The following is a 21709-nucleotide window of genomic DNA, read 5'->3' as shown; positions in this document are numbered from 1 at the left end:
CCGACCCGCCACCCCGCGAGCGGCAAATTGGCGCAAAAGAAAAAAACGCAAAGCGTCGCGGACTTTTGTAAGTCGGCGGCCAAAGAGCCATCTACGATTCGATCATCGATTTGCCGCCGTTATCGGCTCGGAAACGTCGGCACGGATATCGATGTGAATGTTACTTCGAGGGGGATCATGGAGCAGCTCGATAAATTCAAAAACGTGGTTGACACCTTCAAGAAGCAGGAATTCGCGTTAAAGAAGCAAGCACGGGAGTACGAAGCGTTGCAGCGAGAAATCGCCGTCTTGAGGGAGCGAGCCGCTTTTGATGCTGACGCGCGCAGAAAGCTGGAGCGGCTCGACGAGGTCATGAGCTCGGGTGGCCAGCAATTGCAAAATCAGGTACAGGAAAAGACGCGACGTTTGCAATCGGTCATCAATGGCATCGCGGATCAATTTATAGAGCTTTTGCCAAAAGACGGTGGGCGAGCAGTTAAAAGTAAGCCATCGCCGAAACGCGCGACCGCGAAAAAGGCGGCTCGCAATTTTGTTTAATCGATGAAAGAAGGAGAGAAAAATGACGGGCAATGTAAGCCAAATCGCACAAGTCAACGTATCCACCTTTTACGCGAGTCTTGGGGAAGATGCGAAGGCTCAACTGGCGAAGTACATGTCCAGCGGCGACAGCGGGTCGCAAGGCGACGAATCGCCGCAGCTCACCGCCGGTTTCGTCAGGTTGCTGAAATTTGCGAAGCCGGGCATCAGCGAGGCGCAAGCCCACAAGCAAGTGGCATCGTTTCATTCCCACATTGCGACGGAGTTCGCCTCGAAGGACGACTCGATTGCCCTGCGGAACAACGACTCTCCAATGGGGCGCGGCATCTTGACGATGTCGCAAATGATGGCGCTGCTCAACTACGTGGCAAATGCACTCATGGATGACATTGACGCCGAGCAGAATGTTGCCCGGCACGCGCAGGATATGTCGAATGACGTTGGGGCGGTGATCGGAGAAATCACAGACGCCACAACATCAAAAACGCTGCCAGCCGATGTTATCAAGTACCTTCAGGATAACGGCATCAATGTCGACGGCGTTGATATTAACGGCTCTCTCAACAAGGGCCAACTCCAGCTCGTCAAAAACGCGATCGATAGCCGCCAGACCCAGGCTTCCAACTTCGTGCAAACGAGCCAGCTGAAAATCCAGCAGGTCATGCAGACGTACAACATTGCCACGCAGATGGTCAACAGCCTGCTGTCCATGGGCGCGGAAATGAACAAGTCGATCGCTTCGTCGATTCGTTAAACGAGAAGGACTCGGCGGGCGCGGTGGATAGCTGCCGCGCTTGTCGTTGCTCGATCAACGCAGGAATGAACATGACGATGTCGAATTCCGTCGCCGACGACGATCACGAGGTGCTGCAACGATTCTTTGCGAACGGAGGCTCCCTCTGGATGCTCACCGACATTCCGAAGAAAGACTTGGGCACGATGTACGCCTACGCGACGCAATTGTTCGAGGCCGGTGAATTCGAGGCGGCGCGCAACGTTTATTTGATTCTCGTGCGCGTCGACCATTGGAATTTCGACTACTGGTTCGCGCTCGGGCTTTGCTGCCAGCGTCTCGCCGCCCACAACGAAGCGGTCTTTTCCTTCGCCCGGGCCGGAATGATCCACATCGACGATCCGCGCGCGTCGTTCTTCGCGGGAATCAGCTACCGCGCGCTCGGCAACGAAGAGTACGCGCGCAAAGCCTTCGATGCCGCGCTCAGATGGTGCGGAGAGCAGCCACGCTACGACGAGATCAGAAAGAGCGTCGTCGAGCAGCTTTCGCACTGTTCATCCAAGGAGAAATAACAATGTCTGCCATTTCAAGTCTTCGATTTGCGGACTTAGCCGCCTTCGAACCGTCGACGCAGCCGCTCGATGAGCACAAAAAAGGCGTCCGTGCGGCTGGGGATGTTGCCGGATTGCTCGATTTGTCTTCACTCGCGGACAAAGCGCGAAATGCGCTGCCATTCCGTTGGGCGAAGCCCGCGGCGGCGGGCGAGGCGGTGACACAGCGCGAGGCGGCCGGAGCGCTGCAACGGGTATTCGCGCGTCTCGCGGGTCGTGAGCCCCATGGTCCACAGCCCCATATCGGAGTCGCCACGCTGCGGCAGGTGGAAAAACTGCCGATGGACACGCTGATGATGGCGGTCACCATGATGGCGGTTCAGGCGCTCGGCAACGTTGCCGACGCGAAGGGAAAGGCGCTCGAGATCATGGCGAACGCCGAGCGCCGAATTCAGGACAAACAAGCGCGGGATCTGTGCGACCAGATCGAAAAGGCCATCGAGCAGCAGCACAAGGCCCGCAAGGGCGGCATTTTCGGCGCCATTTGCGACTGGGTCGTGGGGGCCGTGGAAGTCGTCTCTGGCGTGGCGAAGATCGTCGGCGGCGCGCTGTCGGGCAACGCGATGATGGTGGCGGGCGGCACCATGGATTTGATGGCGGGCACGGCTGGACTCGTGAAAGCTGTCGCCGAAACGATGGCGCTCATCGACCCTAAGCACGCCGACAAGTATAAGTCGATCGCCAACACGGCAGGCAAGGTTCAGCTTGCCTTCGAGGTATTGGGTGCAATCGTCGACATCACGAGCGCAGCGCGAAACATGGTCGTCACCAAGGTTATTCCGAAAGCGGCCAAGGCCGCGCTGCAGGAAGGGGCCGAGCATCTGGTCACCGCGGCAGTGAAAGAGGGATCGAAAGTGGCCGTCAAGGAAGCGGCGAAGGAGCTCACCGAGCAAATCGTCAAGCAGATCTCGAAGGAGGCGCTCGACGTGCTGGGCAGGGAGGGGCTTCAGAAGGTTGTCGAGAATGCCATCAAGACTGCGGCGAAGCAAGCGGCCCAGCGCGGCGCCGAAGTGGCCGCGAAGGAGGTCACCGAGCAGGTCGTCAAGGAAATTCGCAAAGAGTTGATCAAGGCGATCGTGAAGGCGGCGACGCGCACGGCGGTCAACGTGACGCGCGGCGCGGTCAACGGCGTGGACGGCGTGTACTCCGGCATCATCGCGATCGAAAAGGCGAAGCTGCAAAAGGAGATCGACATGCTCATCGTGGATCAGCAGTTGATGCAGGCCATGTTCGATATGTTCGAGCAGCAGAAGAAGGATACGCGCGAGCAAATGAAGAATCTGATCGAAGGTCAGTCCACAGCGCTCCGAGGCGGCTCTGAGCAGATGCGACAGACCGCCGTCGTCGCTCAGCAAGGGGCGGCATCAATGGCCCACGTCGTCGCGAGCGCCATTTGAACTCGGTTAACCTCGAGGAGTAAAAAACATGACGACTATTCATTCTTCGCCCGCTGTCTCGACGAATTCAATCTCGCCGCCGGCGCAAACGGACTCGACGCCCTCCAACTACAATTTCGACAGTGCCGCGGCGTCGATCGAGGAGCTGATATTTCTGGTGCAAAAGCTCAATATCGACATGCGCGACATTCAGCGGCAGTTTGCGGGCAAGATGGAATATGCTGCTTTCGAGCGGCAGATGACGGCATTTGAAACAAAAAAAGAAGCGATCCTCAAACGGTTCGATGCGGCGGTCCTCGAAGCCGGCACGCAAATCGCCTCCGGCGCCATCGGCATGCTCGGCGTGGCTTCGGACAATGAGGCTCTCACCGCCGCCGGAGGCAAGATGATGGAGGGAACCGCCAGGTGGGGGGGCGCGTCCTGGCGACGCGATGCGGAGCAAATGGACCTGGACGGTGAACTTCAGAGCCAGTTTGCCAAGGACCTCGAGAAGACAGTCGATCAGGCGCTCGACCGCGCCAACGACGCTTCGCGTCAGCTCGTCCAGACCACCGCAGATTTGGTCGCCCTGCAGGGGCGCATCAAGGAAGCGGTGCGATTCTGATCGGAGGCAGTCAATGACGAGTACTGATCCGCTCGATCCGGTGACGCGGTTCCTCAAGGCCCAAGGCCTCGAGCCGACCGTCGCCTGCTTCGGGTCGAGCGATTTTGTCATCGGCTGGCGCGTTCGCCTGTCCGGCTTCGAGCTCGTTTATCGCGTCGAGGGCGATCAGATGATCGTCTGCGATTTTCTGCCGGGCGAAGGCGAGCGCGAATCGAACGGGGCCGTCATGGCATTCGTGCGCTTCGTTCATGGCCTCGAACGGCAGGTCCCGGAGCTCGGCAGCGTGCGCGGAATGTTCCTCGAATCGCTATCGAACCCGGCATTGACCGCGGAGCGGCGGCGCCTTGCGCGGGTGCTGCAGTTGCAAGGCGCGGCATGGCATGAAATCGATGGCGATCCATGGCTCGTCTATCCGATGTCTGCGGCCAAGCGCGGCGTCAATGCCAGCGCGGGTGCGATGGCCGCTTAGGCTCATCGAAGGCGCGGGTGTCGCCCGGTGCCCGCGTCGCTCCCTCCCCCTGCTGGGGCGATCCGTGCTGTTTTTGCGGCCACTCGTGTTGTCGGCAGTGTTCCCGCTAAGATCCGTTATTCCAAAATCGTTTGCAGGCGTGCGAGCGCGTCTTCGACAACTTCAATCGGGGCGCGCTCGACCTTGCGCGCACCACGCGCCTCAAGATCGAGCGTGCGAACCATGTTCACCAAGGCCACGCCCTGCGTCTCAGTGCCCGAACCCGAGAGCGGCACAGCGAATCCGGCGTATCGCGCGAATTCGCCTCCTTGCGTAATCGGTGCGACGAGCGCCACGCCGAGCGCGTTGAACGCCGCAGGCGAGAGAACGAGCGCGGGCCGAAAATCCCCTTGTTGCTCCTTCCCCATCGTCGGATTCAGGCTGACGCGCACGATATCACCACGCTCGAATTTGACGCGTCTCACCATGCTTCATGCCCGACCGGCTTGGCTTCGACCCACGCAGCAAGATCAGCCGGTTGAGGAGCATTCTGGTCGCACTGCGCGACCAGTTCATCAAGCGAATACTTGCGGCGAGCGGGCGTCAGCAACACCCCATCGGGCCGCACATCGGCGTTTAGGGAACTACCCGCCGACGCGCCGATTTGCTCCAGCAACACAGCGGGCAGCCGGACTGCCGCGCTGTTACCCCATTTCTGAATCTTGAGTTCCATATCTCGCTCCAAATGTAGAGCCATTGTAGACACTTGCCATGGAAAAGGCAAGCGATTTTGTATCTACATTGATTCTACATACGGCTCGCTTTGACGGCCCCATAAATGGCTACCCGGTTCAACGGCATCCCGCGTTGAAACTCAATCCTCCGCAAGCACCGCGTCAAGGGCCGTTACGGCATCGCGTCGCTCTCTCCATGACGTTTCAAGATGAGGCGCGACATGATCGACATGAGCGAGGCCCAAGAGAAGCTGCACCGTATCGAATGGGCGTCCCTTGGCGATAAGTCGGCTCGCAAAGCTCCGAGGCCCAGGTGGCAAGCAATCGTGATTTCGATCGGTTCGTCACCAGCTTTTAAGCCTCAGAGAAGACGAGAGTCCCGACGAGATTCGAAAAAGGCACGTTGCTGTCGCCGCGTTCCCAGCGGCCGGGCGGCATTGCAGTGCGTAATGCGGCCAAGAAGAGCCATTCGACAACGCGGGACCGCCGGACCGGCTTCTTCCCAACGTAGGGAATCGGGTTCAACGTCGCACAGGTGACCGTCGTTCGATCGGGGTACCATAAGGGACGAGGTAGAGGAGCATTGAAATGCCGTTGCAGCCATCGCATCGATCGGCGGACAAGTCGTTATATCCCATCACCATGAGCAGCGAGTTTCGAGTTCTCTTTGTTGGCAATAGCTATACAACGAGAAACGATATGCCGACGATGCTTGCCAGCCTCCTTGAGGCAAGCTTTGCCGGCATGCAGGTGAAGGCAGATGTGATCGCATTTGGCGGAGCATCTCTTGCGGCGCATTGGAACCGAGGCGAAGTTCAAAAGCGTCTAACTGCCCAGAGATGGAATGCGGTCGTGTTGCAGGACCAAAGCACTCGACCGCTCCGTGCATTGAAAAGCATGCAGGAACATATGCGAAGATTCGTCGATGCGATTCAAGTTGCTGGTGCGAAGCCATATTTGTACATGACATGGGCTCGGAAGAATGATCTGGCGTCGCAGGCAAACATTGTTACCGCGTTTCGGGGTTTGGCTGAAGCGACCGGAGCCAGAGTTATTCCAGTCGGCTTGGCTTGGGATCAGTTTCGCAGACTCCGACCTGAAATCGACCTATATGAATCTGATGGAAGTCATCCATCAATGGTAGGGTCATATTTAGTGGCGTGCACTCACCTTTTTTCGTTTGCCGACATTGAGGCAGTCCCCGAAACGTCAGCCGAAAATATCTTGAGTGCGATCGACCGGAATTTACTCCATGAGGTATGTCGGACGACCGCAAGCCATGCCGACCGCTAAGTAGCTCAACTAGACGGTGTCTACGCAGCGCCAAGCGGCAAGAGCGGAAAGCGTGCAACTGCGCGTCGAATGGTAGTTTTGGGTTTGCGAAAAGCCAGCTAAGGGTCGGTTCTGCCGACCGCATGAGGCAGTAGTCGGCCACAACTCGCCACTCAGCTAGCGGGGATACCTGCCGTTTGAACGGCCGCAGTACTCCGGAACCCGACAAACGTGCTACGCGCGCGGAATTCGGCCATTGCTGTCATTGGGGCAAGGTGTTGTCTATGTCAGCAATGTGGTGGATTGCTGACCGCAGTGGCATGGAGCAACCGAATGGCAGTTTCCCGCAACGCGAACTCACACCACCCACCCCTATGTAACAGGTCAGTTCAAAAAGCTGACTTGGCTCGTGATGTGGGCCGCCGTCACACCGGCCTTTACCAAATTGCGAATATGCCTTCAACGACTGCGGGAACGTCTCAAGGCATTGCTAATTGAAAAATGACCCGGGCGCACAGCGACCGAGTCGTCAAATCCCGCCCACACCGTTACACCGTTCGGCACCTTAAAAGTGACCTTAACTGAATGGCATTACTCTGATCAGAGGGCTTGTCGGCCTTTACTAATTGAGCGCCCGCGCAGCACGCTTTGCAGCTACTGGCTTCTTCGACCCGCGCGGCTTCCGCTTCGGTGAAGGCTCGGAATACGCCTCCAGTACAGTCGAGTATGCGTCGCTCGACGAGATAGCCTCAGCGGCGGCGGCCGCCGTCTTGAAGAGCTCGCTGTTTTCGACCATAGCGCCCACGAGCGCCTGTCCGTTCTCCGCAAAACCCTTCACCACGTTTAGACAAAACGTCAAAAGCGTATCAGTCGGCATTACCAAGGTAAATACTTCGCGTTCGATCGGCTCAGACTTCCCGGGAGCGGGATAAGCTGAAGAGAACGTGACCTTAGTATTTCTCGGGCTGAAAATAACTCCAGCAGAGTCGTCGACGTAGATTTCCAACTGGCTTGATTGTTGAGTCATTGTCGAACTCTAGTCTTAATGTGTGGAAGAAGTCATGTGTGGGGCGATCCATTGCGAACGCCGATAGTCGGACGTAGAACCGACCGAATAGTTTTTTGAGGCGATCTTACCGACCCCATGTTTTATATTCTTTAGCGCCACATCATGCGACGCGTGCGCCAATTTCTTGGCTTTTCCATACCAAGCGACACCAACCCGGGCAGCGTCCACAACCTGCACAACTTGGGTCGCCACAACCCGAGCTTCACTCTTAGGCTCGTTGGCAGCATCAACAGGCACGTTCACCGCCGCAGCAATGCGAGTCGCGCTTGGCTGATGACGGAAAATAGGAGCATCCAGGTCTAGCGGAACACCCTTCTCGTTTGCCAAAAACACAACCGTCTGCGGCATAGCCAGCGCCAACTTCATCAGCGTAACGACACCCTCCGTAGGTGTAATTTCGCCTCTTTCATATTTCGAAAACGAATTCTTTCCACCGCCAAAAATCAAAGCAGCTGAAGCTTGGCTGAGCCCGAACGACGCTCGCAAATCACTAATCCGCTCAGGACTGAGGTAGTGCGGCAACGCCGCTTGGAACGCCTCAATCTTGTCCGCGTTGCGGTCCAACTGCTCGCCAGAGCACGTAGATGTCTCGCATCGATTGCAGATCGAGTACTCCAGCCCCTCGACAATATGCTTCCTTCGCCCCACCGAAAACCGATACACGCGATCATGTCGCGCCTCCAGTTCTCCCTCACCGCAAACCGGGCAACTTTTCCTCATTTTCTCCACTTTTCATCCTCCCGTTATCGCTCAGCCAAATGCAAGCTGCAAATGAGCGCTGTCGAAGAACCGGTAAAAGGACTAAAACCAAACTTCACATAAATCTTTTCGGCGCCCACCCAGCGCCCACGCACGCGCGAAAACTCGGTCGCATACGCATCGCAATCGATTCTCGCCTTGGAACTAGTCAGACACCACTGCGAATTGATGTAGTCGTCAGCCTGAAGCGCGCAAATCAAAGCAACAACATCTCGCTGTCGCCACACGGGAGACGGCAACGGCCTCCTACCCGCACCAAGCATAGCCTCCGATGCCGCATCATTCATAATCTCCACGCCATGCTCCGTCACCAATTGCTGAACGACCTTCAAGTCATAAATGCAACCAGGAACGGACCTGTTACTGTCATCGAGGACTTCCGGCCCCGGAGGCGACCACCTAAGCCGAGGCGGAGGCGGTAGCGAAAGCTTCGCCCGCTTGGGCTCTGCACCTATAGTCACCATTATGGTTAGGTCTAGGACGTTAAGCAAGCTAAACAATGCGAACGAAGCAGCTTTCAGCTTCGCCGGCGAATCATGTAAGCCTCTGATGTATAAGGAGTTTCTATCGAAACGCTCATTTCTTACCGTTGATTCTAGCAGACGAAGGTAATTGTTGCTCTTTTTCATCTAACCATGATGGTTATCTACTTCAATGATTCACGGCCTACAGCGTAGGCTCCCCCTTGTCACCCTTACGCTGCCGAGCGTAGTGTCCGCCGGCGACAACCTAGGCCAGCGGCCTCCACCCCAGCGCACCTCAATCGAGTCGCACGAAAACGACACGGCGCGGCCGGAAATGTGTCCACTACCCGGCGATTGACCAACATACGTACATATCTTCGATCACGGCGTCCAGCGCCCTGCCAACAATCTCAGCCACATCCAACACCATCTGGTCACCTCGCCCAGCCAACAGCTCCAAGATCTCCCATCTAGGCGGCGTCAGACTCTCAAGCACGAGATCCACCGACACGAACGATATGAACGCCCCTTGCTCTACTCCACGAAACGCATCCCGAAAGCGCTCCGAAACCACTTCGCGCCCATGCTGGGTGCACCGAAGAAAAAGGTCCTAACCGACGCTAAGCCCTTGAATCTTTGGGTAGCTCGTACTGGATTCGAACCACTGACCAGTGGATTAGAAGTCCACGGCGGTGAAAGCTGACGCTCAGATCTCCTCTACAAGCAATTGGGTGATCGGCCATAGTGGGCGTCCGAGTCAGGCCATCCGGAACGGCCGTTGTACTGCAAAAGCGGTCGTTGCAGTTGCGGCGACGCGAATGGCAGGAAGGGGTAGTTTGCTGTCCTTGCGTAGGGCCAAAGCGGTCACTCAAGAAGCCCGTTGCACCGGCGACGGCAAATCAACACATAGCGGTCATTGGCCGCCGCTCGGCAGATGACCGAAATGCCGATGAAGCAACACTCACCGCGGTCCATGGGATGGCCGATTGCTTGGCGAGGCGGGCGCGTGTGCGACCGGGACATGGCGCTAGACAGTGCTCTTTCAGCGCCGATACCGGCGCCGATTTTGATGTGGTCCAGGTCCGCGTTCGCCATTGGTCGAAGTACTCCAGCGGGCCTGCTGCGCTTTCTGTTCGACCGCGTCAACGAGTTGGAGACTGAGGAACTGGAATTCCTCTCGCAATCCAACGAACTGGCGGGACACATGGCGATGAACCTAGCCAGCGTTGTGTCCGGTATCGGTAGCCTTGTTGCCTGCGACGACCATGCAGGCAACTTCCGCGATGACGGCGACAGTTTGAGTGACTTGTTATTCACGATCGCTAACCAAGTCGAAGTCATCGGGGAACTCAGCAACATTGGTTTCGAAGCCACTACGTTGCTGAGGACGAACGATGGCGACGGTGCGGGTGAACCCGGCTGTCGGCGAGGAGGGCGACACAATGGATAAAATCAGCGATCTTGCTAGCCGTGCTTGGAACATCCACAACATCACGGCATTCATGTCAGAGGCCCTCGCTGACGATGCGTTGGGTGCGCTTCCAGTTCGATCGACGATATTTCAATTGCGCGAGATGTCGTCGGAGCTGGCGCTCGGCATCATGGACCTGGAGGCTGAGTTATGCTGCGGCTGACAACAACACCTAACCGTAGGCGGGCAGGAGTGCAGCGTGCATAAACTATATGTGCGTCACGTGTTGACGCACCAGGAGCGCGACACATGGAAGCCCTGACGTTCTCTCGAAACGAGGTTGAAGAATTGGCCTCGCACTTCGAGGCCATCTCCCAGAAGGTTCCGCTGCACAAGATCAACACAGAGCATGACTACGATCTTGCCGTGCGTGCACTGAATGCGTTGCTTGACTCGGGCGCAGCAGACGAAGGCCACAAGTTGGCACTGCTCGCGGATGCGCTGGGTGAATTCATCGGCGACTACGATAAATCACATCACCAACTGCCGGAGGCATCGCCCGCAGACGTGCTCCCTGTTCCGGCAGCGGCGCGGAAAGCGCCACGGAGTTCCTAGCCAGCGAGCCTTCTTTCGGAAGGCAGAAGTCGCTGGTTCGATTCCAGCCGGGTCCAGGAGGCTTTCCCCAGTTCACGCGTGTGCTTTCGAGGCATGCAACTGCAGTCCGATGGCCCTGATCACCTTCAGGATGGTATCGAAACTTGGATTGCCTTCACCCGACAGTGCTTGATATAGCCCTTCGCGACTGACGCCCGCGTCACGAGCAACCTCGGACATACCACGCGCGCGCAATCACGCCGAGCGCATGGGCGATGAACGCCGGATCGTCGCCCCCTTCCTGAAGGCAGGCTTCAAAATATTCGGCAATGTCATCTTCCGTTTTCAGGTATTCGGCCGAATCCCACGGCCGAGTCTTGATTTTGCTCATGTAACCCTACGTCGAATACTTCGGTCGCGCGGATGTTCAGCAGGTTTGCATTGCATTGTTCACGGGGCGTTACAAGTCTGTCAACTATAGTTCACAGCGATCCTCGGTACGCCACTATCGGACCGCCTTGGTCAAAGTCGACAACCTAGTCATAACCCGCTTTCCCCCAACGCCCCGCCGACCCGCCCCGGCAATGGGCTAAAATGCACGTTCGCCGCCGCGCCTCCCGCGCGCCGCCCCCCAGGCCGCGCACCGTTCGCGACGCCGTTAAGCCCTCCAACCTCCGATGCGAACACTCCCATGAGCCAAGTATTGCGTCTCTCCGATCTGATCGCGAAAGGCTTGCTCTCAGGCAAGCGCGTTTTCATCCGCGCCGATCTGAACGTCCCGCAGGACGACCAGGGCAACATCACCGAAGACACGCGCATCCGCGCCTCGGTGCCGGCGATCAAGGCCGCGCTCGATGCCGGCGCGGCCGTCATGGTGACGTCGCACCTCGGCCGGCCGACCGAGGGTGAATTGAAGCCCGAGGATTCGCTCGCGCCGGTGGCAAAGCGGCTCGCCGAGCTCCTGGGCCGCGACGTTCCGCTCGTCGCGAATTGGGTCGAGAACGGTGTGAACGTGGCGCCGGGCGACGTCGTGCTGCTCGAAAACTGCCGCGTGAACAAAGGCGAGAAGAAAAACTCGGACGAGCTCGCGCAGAAGATGGCGAAGCTTTGCGACGTCTACGTCAATGATGCGTTCGGCACCGCTCACCGCGCCGAGGCGACGACGCACGGCATCGCCAAATACGCGCCGATCGCCTGCGCGGGCCCGCTGCTCGCCGCCGAGCTCGACGCGCTCGGCAAGGCGCTCGGCAATCCGAAACGTCCGCTCGTGGCGATCGTCGCGGGCTCCAAGGTATCGACGAAGCTCACGATCCTGAAATCGCTCGCCGAGAAAGTCGATCAGCTGATCGTCGGCGGCGGCATCGCCAACACGTTCATGCTGGCGGCGGGCTTGCCGATCGGCAAGTCGCTCGCCGAGCCCGATCTCGTCGGCGAGGCGAAGGCGATCATCGATGCGGCCCGCTCACGCGGCGCCTCGGTGCCGATTCCGACCGACGTCGTGACGGCCAAGGAATTCTCGGCGACGGCCGCCGCGCAGACGAAGCCTGTCGCGCAGATCGAGGCCGACGACATGATCCTCGATATCGGCCCGGAAACGGCCCGCGCGCTCGCCTCGCAGCTCGCGAGCGCCGGGACGATCGTCTGGAACGGCCCCGTCGGCGTGTTCGAGTTCGATCAGTTCGGCGGCGGTACGAAGACACTCGCCGAGGCGATCGCGCGCTCGTCGGCGTTTTCGATCGCGGGCGGTGGCGATACGCTCGCCGCGATCGCGAAGTACGGCATTCATGACAAAGTGAGCTACATTTCCACGGGCGGCGGCGCCTTCCTCGAGTTCCTCGAAGGCAAGAAGCTGCCGGCGGTCGAAGTGCTCGAATCGCGGGCTTAAGACGCGTGGCCACTCGCGCACCGAAGGCAAGCACTGCCCGACGCGCAGCGGACCGCCGAAGGACTGACCCGGTGCCGCCCAGCGCGCCGGACGATCGGCGCGCAAAGGACGCTCAGGGGGCCCAGAGCGCCACGCGCGCCACGACATCTTCAGACAAAGCGACGCCGGCTCGAGCCGGCGCGCGCCCCGACGCGAACCTGCAGGCAGAGGTCGCGCCGACGCATCCTACTCGCAGCGCTCCACTCAGCGATTCAACCGAGACGAGGAGATTCATGCATCGCGCCACCAAGATTGTCGCCACCATCGGTCCGGCGTCGAGCTCGCCCGAAATCCTGCTGCAAATGATGCGAGCGGGCCTCGACGTGGTGCGCCTCAACTTTTCGCACGGCACGGCCGACGATCACCGCAAGCGCGCCGAGGACGCGCGAGAGGCCGCGCGCAAGCTAGGCCGGGAAGTGTCCATCATGGGCGACCTGCAAGGCCCCAAGATTCGCGTCGGCAAGTTCGAGAACGGCAAGGTGCAGCTCACGCCGGGCGAGCCGTTCATTCTCGACGCCAACTGCGAGCTCGGCAACGAGGAGCGCGTCGGCCTCGACTACAAGGACCTCCCGCGCGACCTGAAGCCTGGCGATGTGCTGCTGCTCAACGACGGGCTCATCGTGCTGACTGTCTCGCGCGTCATCGGCGAGGAGATTCACACGGTCGTCAAAGTGGGCGGCGAGCTCTCGAACAACAAGGGCATCAACCGTCAGGGCGGCGGCCTCACGGCGCCGGCGCTGACCGCGAAGGATATGGAGGACATCCGCACGGCGATGTCGATCGGCGTGGACTACATCGCCGTCTCGTTCCCGAAGAACGCGACCGACATGGAGATGGCGCGCCAGCTCGCGAACATCGCCGGCATGCCCTACGGGATCAAGCCGAAAATGATCGCGAAGATCGAGCGCGCCGAGGCGATTCCGGCGCTGCAAGGCATTCTCGACGCGTCGGACGGCATCATGGTCGCGCGCGGCGATCTCGCCGTCGAAGTCGGCAATGCGGCCGTGCCGGCCCTGCAAAAGCGGATGATCCGCATGGCGCGCGACTCGAACAAGCTCGTCATCACGGCAACGCAGATGATGGAATCGATGATCCACGCGCCGGTGCCGACGCGCGCCGAGGTCTCGGACGTCGCGAACGCGGTGCTCGACGGCACCGACGCCGTGATGCTCTCGGCAGAGACGGCCGCGGGCAAGTATCCCGTGCAGACGATCGAAGCGATGGCGGCGATCTGCGTCGAGGCCGAGAAGTCCGAGCACGTCGAGCTCGATCGCGATTTTCTCGATCGCACGTTCACGCGGATCGACCAGACGGTCGCGATGGGCGCGCTTTTCACCGCGCACCATCTTGGCGCGAAGGCGATCGTGGCGTTGACCGAGTCGGGTGCGACGGCGCTGTGGCTCTCGCGCCACTGGACGCATGTGCCGATCTTCGCGCTGACGCCGCGCGTCGGCAGCGAGCGCGCGATGGCGCTGTTCCGGAACGTGACGCCGCTCGCGATCGAGCCCAACAGCGATCGGGATCAGGCGCTGAAGCAGGCCGTCGAGGTCGTCGTGTCGAAGGGATTCGCCGCGCGCGGCGACATGGTCGTGCTGACCGTCGGCGAGCCGATGGGCCAGGCGGGCGGCACGAACACGCTCAAAATCGTGCGGATCGGCGATCCGTACTGAAGCGCGTACCGAACTGAAGTGACGACATAGCGGGCCCCGAATCGGCGCACACGGCGGGAATCTGCCGCCGGCCGGCGGGGAACGGGGCCTGCTTCGCGATAAAATCGCGGTTTCGCTCAAGAAAGTGCCGCTCGAGCACCCGGTTTCCATCCCCAAGGAGTATTCAGCATGCCTCTCGTATCTATGCGTCAACTGCTGGACCACGCAGCCGAGCACGGCTACGGCCTCCCAGCGTTCAACGTGAACAACCTCGAGCAGGTGCAGGCGATCATGGCCGCGGCGGACGAAGTCGGCGCGCCCGTCATCATGCAGGCGTCGGCGGGCGCTCGCAAATACGCGGGCGAGCCGTTCCTGCGCCATCTGATCGAGGCGGCGATCGAGTCGTATCCGCATATCCCGGTCGTGATGCACCAGGATCACGGGCAATCGCCGGCCGTCTGCATGGCGGCGATCCGCAGCGGCTTCACGAGCGTCATGATGGACGGCTCGCTGCAGGCGGACGGCAAGACCGTCGCGTCTTACGAATACAACGTCGACGTCTCGCGCAAGGTCGTCGAAATGGCGCACTCGATCGGCGTGACGGTCGAGGCTGAACTCGGCGTGCTCGGCTCGCTCGAAACGATGAAAGGCGACAAGGAAGACGGCCACGGCGCCGAAGGCACGATGACGCGCGAGCAGCTCTTGACCGACGTCGAGCAGGCCGCCGATTTCGTGCGCGCCACGCAATGCGACGCGCTCGCGATCGCGATCGGCACGTCGCACGGCGCCTATAAGTTCACGAAGAAGCCGACCGGCGATATCCTCGCCATCGACCGCATCAAGGAGATTCACTCGCGCATTCCGAACACGCACCTTGTCATGCACGGCTCCTCGTCGGTGCCGCAGGAGCTGCTTGCCGAGATCCGCGAGTTCGGCGGCGACATGAAAGAGACGTACGGCGTGCCCGTCGAAGAGATTCAGGAAGGCATCAAGCACGGCGTGCGCAAGGTCAATATCGATACGGATCTGCGGCTCGCGATCACGGGCGCGATCCGGCGCTATTTTGCGCAGAACCCGAGCAAGTTCGATCCGCGCGACTATCTGAAGCCGGCCCGCGAGGCCGCGAAGAAAGTTTGCGTCGACCGCTACCGCGCCTTCGGCTGCGAGGGGCAGGCGGCGAAGATCAAGCCGCTGCCGCTCGAGAAGATGGCCGAGAAGTACAAGTCCGGCGAGCTCGCGCAGGTCGTGCGCTAAGCCCCGGGGCGCTCGCGAGAGCGCCCTTTCACCCGTTTTCATCCCTTTCCGGTTCACGACGATGTCTACCCTTTACGAATCCTCGCTTCGCTCGCTGCCTTTGCTCGGCCGCGGCAAGGTCCGCGACAACTACGCGGTCGGCAACGACCGCCTGCTGATCGTTACGACCGATCGCCTCTCGGCGTTCGATGTCGTGATGGGCGAGCCGATTCCGGACAAGGGGCGCGTGCTGAACCAGATGGCGAACTTCTGGTTCGAGCGCCTCGGCCATATCGTTCCGAATCATCTGACGGGCGTGGCGCCCGAGACGGTGGTCGCGCCCGACGAAGTGGAGCAGGTGAGCGGACGGGCGGTGGTGGTCAAGCGTCTCACGCCGATCCTCGTCGAGGCGGTCGTGCGCGGCTATCTGGCCGGCAGCGGCTGGAAGGACTATCAGGCGACGGGCGCCATCTGTGGCGTGGCGCTTCCGCAGGGGCTCTCGAACGCGGAGAAACTGCCCGAGCCGATCTTCACGCCGGCCGCAAAAGCCGAGATCGGCCACCATGACGAGAACATCACGTTCGCGGACGTGGAGCGGCGAATCGGCGGCGACCTTGCGGCGCGGATTCGGGGCATCTCGATCCGCCTTTACCAGGAAGCGTCCGAGTATGCCGCGACGCGCGGCATCATCATCGCCGACACGAAGTTCGAGTTCGGCCTCGACGAGAACGGCGAGCTCGTGCTGATGGATGAGATCCTGACGGCGGATTCGTCGCGGTTCTGGCCGGCCGAGGGGTATCGCGTCGGCAGCAACCCGCCTTCGTTTGACAAGCAGTTCGTGCGCGACTGGCTCGAAACGCAGAACTGGGGCAAGACGCCGCCGGCGCCTAAGCTGCCCGACGACGTGATCGCGAAAACGAGCGAGAAGTACCGCGAGGCGCTCGAGCGGCTGACGGGGCAAAAGCTGGGAACGACCGCACCATGAGCGAAGCCGCCGTGACCGCCGCCGGCAGCGCGGGAAGCGAAGCGCGCGCGCATCAACATGATTCGCCGCTCGTCGGCGTGCTGATGGGATCGAGCTCCGATTGGGACGTGATGAAACACGCGGTATCCGTCCTGCGCGATTTCGACGTACCGTACGAAGCGAGAGTCGTGTCCGCGCACCGGATGCCCGACGAAATGTTCGCGTATGCCGAGCAGGCACGGGAGCGCGGATTGCGCGCGATCATCGCAGGCGCGGGCGGAGCCGCCCATCTGCCCGGCATGCTGGCCGCGAAGACGACGGTGCCCGTGCTCGGCGTGCCGGTGGCGAGCAAATATCTGAAGGGTGTCGATTCGCTCCACTCGATCGTGCAGATGCCGAAAGGCGTGCCCGTCGCGACGTTCGCGATCGGCGAGGCAGGCGCGGCCAATGCGGCGCTCTTTGCCGTGGCGCTGCTCGCCGGCACGGCGGATCTGTATGCCGAGCGCCTCGCCGCATTCCGTTTGAAGCAAAACGAGGCGGCGCGCGCGATGGTACTGCCGGCGCTTTGACGCATACTGAAATGACACAAGACAACACCCCCGTTTCTCCGATCCTTCCGGGCGCCTGGCTCGGCATGATCGGCGGCGGCCAGCTCGGCCGCATGTTCTGCTTCGCCGCGCAGGCGATGGGCTACCGCGTCGCCGTGCTCGACCCCGACGAAGCGAGCCCGGCCGGCAGCGTGGCCGACAAGCACTTGCGTGCCGCCTATACCGACGAAGCGGCGCTGACGGAGCTTGCGCGGCTCGCGGCGGCCGTCTCGACCGAATTCGAGAACGTCCCCGCGGCAAGCCTCGATTTTCTTGCGCGCACGACGTTCGTGAGCCCCGCGGGCCACTGCGTGGCCATCGCGCAGGACCGCATCGCCGAGAAGCGCTTCATCGCGAGCTGCGGCGTGCCGGTGGCGCCTTATTTCGCGATCGAGTCGTCCGACGCGCTCGCCGCGCTCTCCGATGCCGAGCTCGAAACGGTGCTGCCGGGCATCCTGAAGACGGCGCGGCTCGGCTACGACGGGAAGGGGCAGGTACGCGTGACCAGCGCCGATGCCGTGCGCGAGGCGCACAACGCGCTGGGCGGCGTGCCGTGCGTGCTCGAAAAGCGCCTGCCGCTCAAGTTCGAGGTCTCCGTGCTCATCGCGCGCGGGGCGAACGGCGCGACGGCCGTCTACCCGCTCTCGCAGAATGCGCACCGCAACGGCATCCTATCGGTGACGATCGTGCCGGCGCCCGACGTCACGCCGGCGCTCGTTCAGCAGGCCCAGCAGGCCGCGCTGCGCATCGCCGACGCGCTCGACTATGTCGGCGTTCTTTGTGTCGAGCTCTTCGTGCTCGAGGACGGTTCGCTCGTCGCCAACGAAATGGCGCCGCGTCCGCACAACTCGGGTCACTACACGGTCGACGCCTGCGCCACGAGCCAGTTCGAGCAGCAGGTGCGCGCGATGACGGGCATGCCGCTCGGCGATACGCGCCAGCATTCGCCGGCCGTCATGCTCAATATCCTCGGCGACGTCTGGTTCGCGCGCAGCGGACCTGCCGGCGGCCAGGGGCCGGCCTCGGCGTCGACCTTGGTACCTGTGACGCCGCCATGGCAAGAAGTCGCCGCGATGCCGACCGCGCGACTCCACCTGTATGGCAAAGAGGAAGCGCGCCCCGGGCGTAAGATGGGGCATATCAATTTCACGGCCGCGACGCTCGACGAGGCGCGCACGGCCGCGCGCGATTGCGCGCGGCTCTTGCACATTCCGCTCGGCTAACCGAGGCGGCGGCCATTTAGCGAGCGAGCATTCGAGCAGCGTTCCGTAGCGATCGGATATCGCTTCGCAGAACAGCCACGACCGATGTCCCCGAGACCCACTCCCCCCGACGCTACTTCGGCGACGCTCGCCGTCACCGAAGCGCAAATCGAACGAGCTGCCGCGCTGCTCGACGCAGGTGAACTCGTCGCTTTCCCGACGGAGACCGTCTACGGGCTCGGCGGCGACGCGACGAGCCCGCAGGCTGTCGCGCGCATCTATGCGGCGAAGGGGCGGCCCGCCAACCACCCGGTCATCGTCCATCTCGGGCCGAAAGGGGATCCCGGCTATTGGGTCAGCGAGTGGCCGGCCGATGCGCAACGGCTCATCGACGCGTTCTGGCCGGGCCCGCTCACGTTGATCCTGAAGCGCGCCGCGCATATACCGGCGGCGGTGAGCGGCGGACAGGATTCCGTCGGCTTGCGCTCGCCGTCACACCCTGTCGCGCAGGCACTGCTGGACGCATTCGACGCGTTGCGCGGGGGGCGAGCGGGCGTCGCGGCGCCGTCGGCGAACCGCTTCGGCCATGTGAGCCCGACCACGGCGCAGCATGTGCGCGACGAGTTCGGCGATGCCGTGCACGTGCTCGACGGCGGGGCATCGGAGGTCGGGATCGAGTCGACGATTCTCGATCTCTCGCGCGGTTTCCCCGCGCTGCTGCGGCCGGGCCGTGTGACGCCGTTGGAGATTGCGGAAGTGCTCGGCGTGGCCCCCCGGCTGCCCGACGGCGGCGACGCTACGGCGCCGCGCGCGTCGGGCACGCTGAAGGCGCACTATGCGCCGCGCACGCCGCTCGCACTGGCGCCGTTCGAGGCGCTGGAGCCGTTGCTTTCGTCAGCGCGCGATAGCGGGGCGCGGGTCGCGCTCGTGGCGCGGCGCTCGCGCGCCGCTGCCTGGGCCGACGCGCGCGACGTGCTCTTCGTCGCCGCGCCCGAGGAGCCCGATGCTTACGCGCGTGAGCTGTACGGGATGCTGCGCGCGCTCGACCGTTCGAACGTCGCCCGCATCCTCATCGAAAAGCTGCCCGATACGCCCGAGTGGATCGCCGTCAACGATCGGCTCGGGCGCGCAGCGGCGGCTTTCGAGGCCGACAGCTTCAGGGCTTGACCCCCGCGGCCGCAAGTTGCTGCTCGACGTACTGCGCGAAGAGCGCGTGCAAATGCGTCGTCGGGTGGACCGTATCGGCGAACATGTACGACTGGTCGGCACCCGCCACCGTCTGCGTCTGAGGCGAGCAGAACAGCGACGAAGCCAGCGCCGCACCGAACTGAGCCGCCGTCTGCCCAGGCAGCAGCACACTCGGATTCGCTTCCGCGTAGGACGTGGCCGACGCCTGCATCTGCTGCAGGTTGCAGGCCGTTCCCGTATTCGACACCGAGAAACCGTTCGCCTGGAAGTTGGCGAGCGTCGTGTCTTGCCACGTGAACGAGTCGATGAAGATGACCTTCGACGACAGGTTCTCCGCTTGAAGGAAGCTCGCGACGAGGCCGTTGAACGTCTGGGCGATGCCCGACAGAAGTTGCTGGGCTGCCGCGCCTTGCTGCGCCGCCGTCTGTACGCCCAGCGGTGTCTGGCCGATGTCGGGCACGTTCACCAGCACCACGTGCGTAGCACCGTTGGCGACGATGGTGCCGACCTGGTCGACGAGCGATTTCGCGACCGGGCCAAGCGTCGTGCTCACTTCTTTAAGGATCGCGGCTTGCGCCGTCAAGCCGGCCGCGATGTCGGTCTCGATCGCTGTGATTAGTGCCGTGCTATTGGCGAAGATATCGTTCGCCCCGCCCTGGATCAGCACGATCTGATTGGAGTTGAAGCTGCCGTGCGCGCTCAGGTAGTTGGAGACCTGTGTGACGATCGGCGTCGTGGTTGCCGCAAGATTATTGGGCGCCCAGCCGATGCCCTGCGGCTCCGTTACCCGCGCGCCGCCTTGCGCGTAGCCGAAGCCGCCGGTCGCCTGTAAGGCCGAGCCGAAACCGCCCTGATAGGCCGGCGTGAGTGTGTCGCCAAAGGATTCCGCAACCTTCTGCGTCCAGACTTCGCCGGGGTTCGTCGTGAATCGTCCGCCGCCGAAGTGCGGCAGAACATAGGCCGCATAAGTGCCGACGTCGGACAAGCTGTCGCCGAACGAGACGACCTGCATCTTGGTGGCCGCGGCGGTCGTCGCGGTGCTGCCCCCGCCGCCCCCGCCGCCGCATGCGGCGACGATTGCAAAAGCCGCGCCGGCGAGCGCGCATTGAGCGGCCCGCAGCAACCGGTTTCGTTGGGGTTCGTTACGCTGTTTCATCGACTTCATCTCCTCGTATGTTCGGCTCGTCGGCCGTGGTTTCATGCCCCATTTGATGTCGTTATTCACCGCCTCATGGTTGATCGCGGTGGCGTGTTTCGTCTTGTCCGTCTCTCCCCCGGCCCGCGATCAGGCGTCGACTCGCCGCTGCGTCGAGCCCGTGACCGCGGAGGGCCGCGCGTTGGCCGCATGGAATGCGGCGGCCCACTCGGGTGGCGCGAAGAGCGCGCGCAGCTTGTTGGCCGGCCCCTTGGCGTTTGCGAGATCGGCGAGCATCGACGCCCATTCATGGAACGTCGCCCTTAGCGGATTAAAGGTCGGTAGCGGCTCGACGATGCCGTACGCGGGCGGATCGTCGGGATCCTCTGCGACGTAGCTTCGAAAGAGCCTGTCCCAGACGACGAGCACGCCGGCATAGTTGCGATCGATGTAGCGCGCATTGCGTGCGTGATGGCAACGGTGCGTCGACGGTGTGTTCAGCACGTACTCGAGCCAACCGAGCCGGCCGATCGCCTGCGTATGGACGAAGAACTGAAAGGCGAGATTGACGAGGACGATCGCGACGATCTGCTGCGGAGGAAAGCCGAGCACGGCGAGCGGCGTCCAGAAGACCCACATGCCGGCCACCGGATACATGAGGCTTTGGCGGAATGCCGTCGACAGGTTGAGCCGCTCCGACGAGTGGTGGACGACGTGCGCGGCCCATAGCCAGCGCACGCGATGGCTCATGCGATGAAAGACGTAGTAGAGCAGGTCCTGCGCGATGAAAAGGACGGCAAACGAGAGCCATCCCGGCTGCCAGGTGACGATACGAAAACGCTCGTAGACGAAGGCATAGAAGGGCACGACGGCGAGCCATGCCAGCTTGTCCGCGCCCTGATGCATGAGCGCGAGTACGGCGTTGCAAAGCGTGTCCCGCCAGTTGTAGATACGCGCCGCGGGCCGTGTGCGCGCGAAGTGCCACGCCTCCCAGCCGATGCATGCGAGAAAGACGGGCGCCATGGAAATCAGAAGCAATTCGGCGTCGAATTGCATGGACGTCTTCCTCCGGAATCTTTTCCTTGCTTTGATTTCAGCGCGCTCGCCGCGGGCGGTGCGCGCTGCTGTCCCCTTTTCGATACGGAGGCGGGAGCATCATGGCGGCCGTCCGATCGTTGCTCGACAGCGTACACG

At 61.8% G+C, this 21709-nt stretch carries 25 protein-coding genes and 1 pseudogene; 17 read left to right on the top strand and 9 right to left on the bottom strand.

All coding sequences use genetic code 11. The annotated features are described in order from the left end of the window. Window positions 1–177 precede the first annotated feature (177 nt). From C9I57_RS21535 to C9I57_RS21510, 6 genes are all read left to right on the top strand, one after another. Window positions 178–537: a hypothetical protein gene (locus tag C9I57_RS21535; RefSeq protein WP_107152661.1), complete on the top strand. Its 360-nt coding sequence runs from the start codon at window positions 178–180 to the stop codon at window positions 535–537. A gap of 22 nt (window positions 538–559) precedes the next feature. Continuing rightward, on the top strand, window positions 560–1291 hold the full coding sequence (locus tag C9I57_RS21530; protein WP_107152660.1) for a hypothetical protein: 732 nt from the start codon (window positions 560–562) through the stop codon (window positions 1289–1291). Window positions 1292–1362: 71 nt separating this feature from the next. Continuing rightward, the gene (locus C9I57_RS21525; protein WP_107152795.1) at window positions 1363–1842 is read left to right on the top strand and encodes a SycD/LcrH family type III secretion system chaperone; all 480 of its coding nucleotides are present in this window, start codon (window positions 1363–1365) and stop codon (window positions 1840–1842) included. Window positions 1843–1844: 2 nt separating this feature from the next. After that, window positions 1845–3278: a type III secretion system translocon subunit SctE gene (gene sctE, locus C9I57_RS21520; protein WP_181321907.1), complete on the top strand. Its 1434-nt coding sequence runs from the start codon at window positions 1845–1847 to the stop codon at window positions 3276–3278. 28 nt (window positions 3279–3306) lie between these two features. Beyond that, on the top strand, window positions 3307–3882 hold the full coding sequence (locus C9I57_RS32820) for a pathogenicity island effector protein (RefSeq protein WP_181321906.1): 576 nt from the start codon (window positions 3307–3309) through the stop codon (window positions 3880–3882). Between the two features lie 13 nt (window positions 3883–3895). Further along, a complete protein-coding gene (locus tag C9I57_RS21510; protein ID WP_181321905.1) occupies window positions 3896–4351 on the top strand; it encodes a secretion protein in 456 nt (151 codons plus the stop codon). Between the two features lie 116 nt (window positions 4352–4467). Here the strand turns inward: C9I57_RS21510 and C9I57_RS21505 are convergent, their stop codons facing one another. Further along, window positions 4468–4818, bottom strand: a complete 351-nt coding sequence (locus C9I57_RS21505; protein ID WP_107152656.1) for a type II toxin-antitoxin system ChpB family toxin — start codon at window positions 4816–4818, stop codon at window positions 4468–4470. Then, window positions 4812–5063, bottom strand: a complete 252-nt coding sequence (locus C9I57_RS21500; RefSeq protein ID WP_076841588.1) for an AbrB/MazE/SpoVT family DNA-binding domain-containing protein — start codon at window positions 5061–5063, stop codon at window positions 4812–4814. Before C9I57_RS21500 ends, C9I57_RS21505 begins: the two co-directional genes overlap by 7 nt. 589 nt (window positions 5064–5652) lie before the next feature. Here C9I57_RS21500 and C9I57_RS21495 point away from each other — a divergent pair. Then, the gene (locus C9I57_RS21495) at window positions 5653–6357 is read left to right on the top strand and encodes an SGNH/GDSL hydrolase family protein (protein WP_146166246.1); all 705 of its coding nucleotides are present in this window, start codon (window positions 5653–5655) and stop codon (window positions 6355–6357) included. A gap of 601 nt (window positions 6358–6958) precedes the next feature. On the opposite strand, the gene C9I57_RS32475 is transcribed toward C9I57_RS21495, so the two are convergent. The 4 genes from C9I57_RS32475 to C9I57_RS33850 all read right to left on the bottom strand — a co-directional run bounded on the left by C9I57_RS32475 (window position 6959) and on the right by C9I57_RS33850 (window position 9202). Further along, window positions 6959–7363, bottom strand: coding sequence for a hypothetical protein (locus C9I57_RS32475; protein WP_146166245.1), 405 nt, complete (start codon window positions 7361–7363; stop codon window positions 6959–6961). A gap of 15 nt (window positions 7364–7378) precedes the next feature. After that, window positions 7379–8125: a type II toxin-antitoxin system MqsA family antitoxin gene (locus tag C9I57_RS21480; RefSeq protein WP_107152653.1), complete on the bottom strand. Its 747-nt coding sequence runs from the start codon at window positions 8123–8125 to the stop codon at window positions 7379–7381. A gap of 23 nt (window positions 8126–8148) precedes the next feature. After that, window positions 8149–8496, bottom strand: coding sequence for a hypothetical protein (locus C9I57_RS32470; protein ID WP_146166243.1), 348 nt, complete (start codon window positions 8494–8496; stop codon window positions 8149–8151). A gap of 475 nt (window positions 8497–8971) precedes the next feature. Then, the gene (locus tag C9I57_RS33850; RefSeq protein ID WP_107152651.1) at window positions 8972–9202 is read right to left on the bottom strand and encodes an HVO_A0114 family putative DNA-binding protein; all 231 of its coding nucleotides are present in this window, start codon (window positions 9200–9202) and stop codon (window positions 8972–8974) included. A gap of 447 nt (window positions 9203–9649) precedes the next feature. Between C9I57_RS33850 and C9I57_RS21465 the strand changes: the two genes are divergently transcribed. The 3 genes from C9I57_RS21465 (at window position 9650) to C9I57_RS21455 (ending at window position 10654) form a co-directional block, all read left to right on the top strand. Continuing rightward, window positions 9650–10078, top strand: a complete 429-nt coding sequence (locus C9I57_RS21465) for a hypothetical protein (protein WP_146166242.1) — start codon at window positions 9650–9652, stop codon at window positions 10076–10078. Continuing rightward, on the top strand, window positions 10071–10262 hold the full coding sequence (locus C9I57_RS21460) for a hypothetical protein (protein ID WP_107152649.1): 192 nt from the start codon (window positions 10071–10073) through the stop codon (window positions 10260–10262). Before C9I57_RS21465 ends, C9I57_RS21460 begins: the two co-directional genes overlap by 8 nt. 86 nt (window positions 10263–10348) lie before the next feature. Continuing rightward, entirely contained in the window at window positions 10349–10654 is a 306-nt protein-coding gene (locus C9I57_RS21455) for a hypothetical protein (RefSeq protein WP_181321904.1), read from the top strand. A gap of 72 nt (window positions 10655–10726) precedes the next feature. Here C9I57_RS21455 and C9I57_RS21450 read toward each other — a convergent pair. Next, a pseudogene (locus tag C9I57_RS21450) lies at window positions 10727–11024 on the bottom strand (addiction module antidote protein). A 300-nt stretch (window positions 11025–11324) separates the two neighbouring features. Here C9I57_RS21450 and C9I57_RS21445 point away from each other — a divergent pair. From C9I57_RS21445 to C9I57_RS21415, 7 genes are all read left to right on the top strand, one after another. Beyond that, window positions 11325–12518, top strand: a complete 1194-nt coding sequence (locus C9I57_RS21445; protein ID WP_107152648.1) for a phosphoglycerate kinase — start codon at window positions 11325–11327, stop codon at window positions 12516–12518. 272 nt (window positions 12519–12790) lie between these two features. Next, complete coding sequence (pyk, locus tag C9I57_RS21440) at window positions 12791–14227, top strand: pyruvate kinase (protein ID WP_107152647.1); 1437 nt, start codon at window positions 12791–12793, stop codon at window positions 14225–14227. A 168-nt stretch (window positions 14228–14395) separates the two neighbouring features. Further along, complete coding sequence (fba, locus tag C9I57_RS21435; protein ID WP_107152646.1) at window positions 14396–15460, top strand: class II fructose-bisphosphate aldolase; 1065 nt, start codon at window positions 14396–14398, stop codon at window positions 15458–15460. Between the two features lie 61 nt (window positions 15461–15521). Then, window positions 15522–16424 (top strand): phosphoribosylaminoimidazolesuccinocarboxamide synthase, encoded by a 903-nt coding sequence (locus C9I57_RS21430; RefSeq protein WP_107152645.1) that lies wholly within the window; start codon window positions 15522–15524, stop codon window positions 16422–16424. After that, a complete protein-coding gene (gene purE, locus C9I57_RS21425) occupies window positions 16421–16972 on the top strand; it encodes a 5-(carboxyamino)imidazole ribonucleotide mutase (protein ID WP_107152644.1) in 552 nt (183 codons plus the stop codon). The genes C9I57_RS21430 and purE overlap by 4 nt, the downstream gene beginning before the upstream one ends. Before the next feature lie 11 nt (window positions 16973–16983). Continuing rightward, a complete protein-coding gene (locus tag C9I57_RS21420; RefSeq protein WP_107152643.1) occupies window positions 16984–18213 on the top strand; it encodes a 5-(carboxyamino)imidazole ribonucleotide synthase in 1230 nt (409 codons plus the stop codon). 84 nt (window positions 18214–18297) lie between these two features. Next, window positions 18298–19359 carry an L-threonylcarbamoyladenylate synthase gene (locus C9I57_RS21415; protein ID WP_107152642.1) on the top strand — a complete coding sequence of 354 codons (1062 nt, stop codon included), beginning with the start codon at window positions 18298–18300 and terminating at the stop codon, window positions 19357–19359. Here the strand turns inward: C9I57_RS21415 and C9I57_RS21410 are convergent. Continuing rightward, complete coding sequence (locus tag C9I57_RS21410) at window positions 19349–20536, bottom strand: SGNH/GDSL hydrolase family protein (protein ID WP_107152794.1); 1188 nt, start codon at window positions 20534–20536, stop codon at window positions 19349–19351. The two genes, C9I57_RS21415 and C9I57_RS21410, sit on opposite strands and share 11 nt — an antisense overlap. Before the next feature lie 129 nt (window positions 20537–20665). Continuing rightward, window positions 20666–21571, bottom strand: coding sequence for a sterol desaturase family protein (locus C9I57_RS21405; RefSeq protein WP_107152641.1), 906 nt, complete (start codon window positions 21569–21571; stop codon window positions 20666–20668). Window positions 21572–21709 lie beyond the last annotated feature (138 nt).

Origin of the sequence: Trinickia symbiotica (genome assembly GCF_003028655.1) — a bacterium.
GTDB lineage: Bacteria > Pseudomonadota > Gammaproteobacteria > Burkholderiales > Burkholderiaceae > Trinickia > Trinickia symbiotica_A.
The sequence above is the reverse complement of the archived record's forward strand: the minus strand, read 5'-3'. Positions and strand labels throughout refer to the sequence as shown.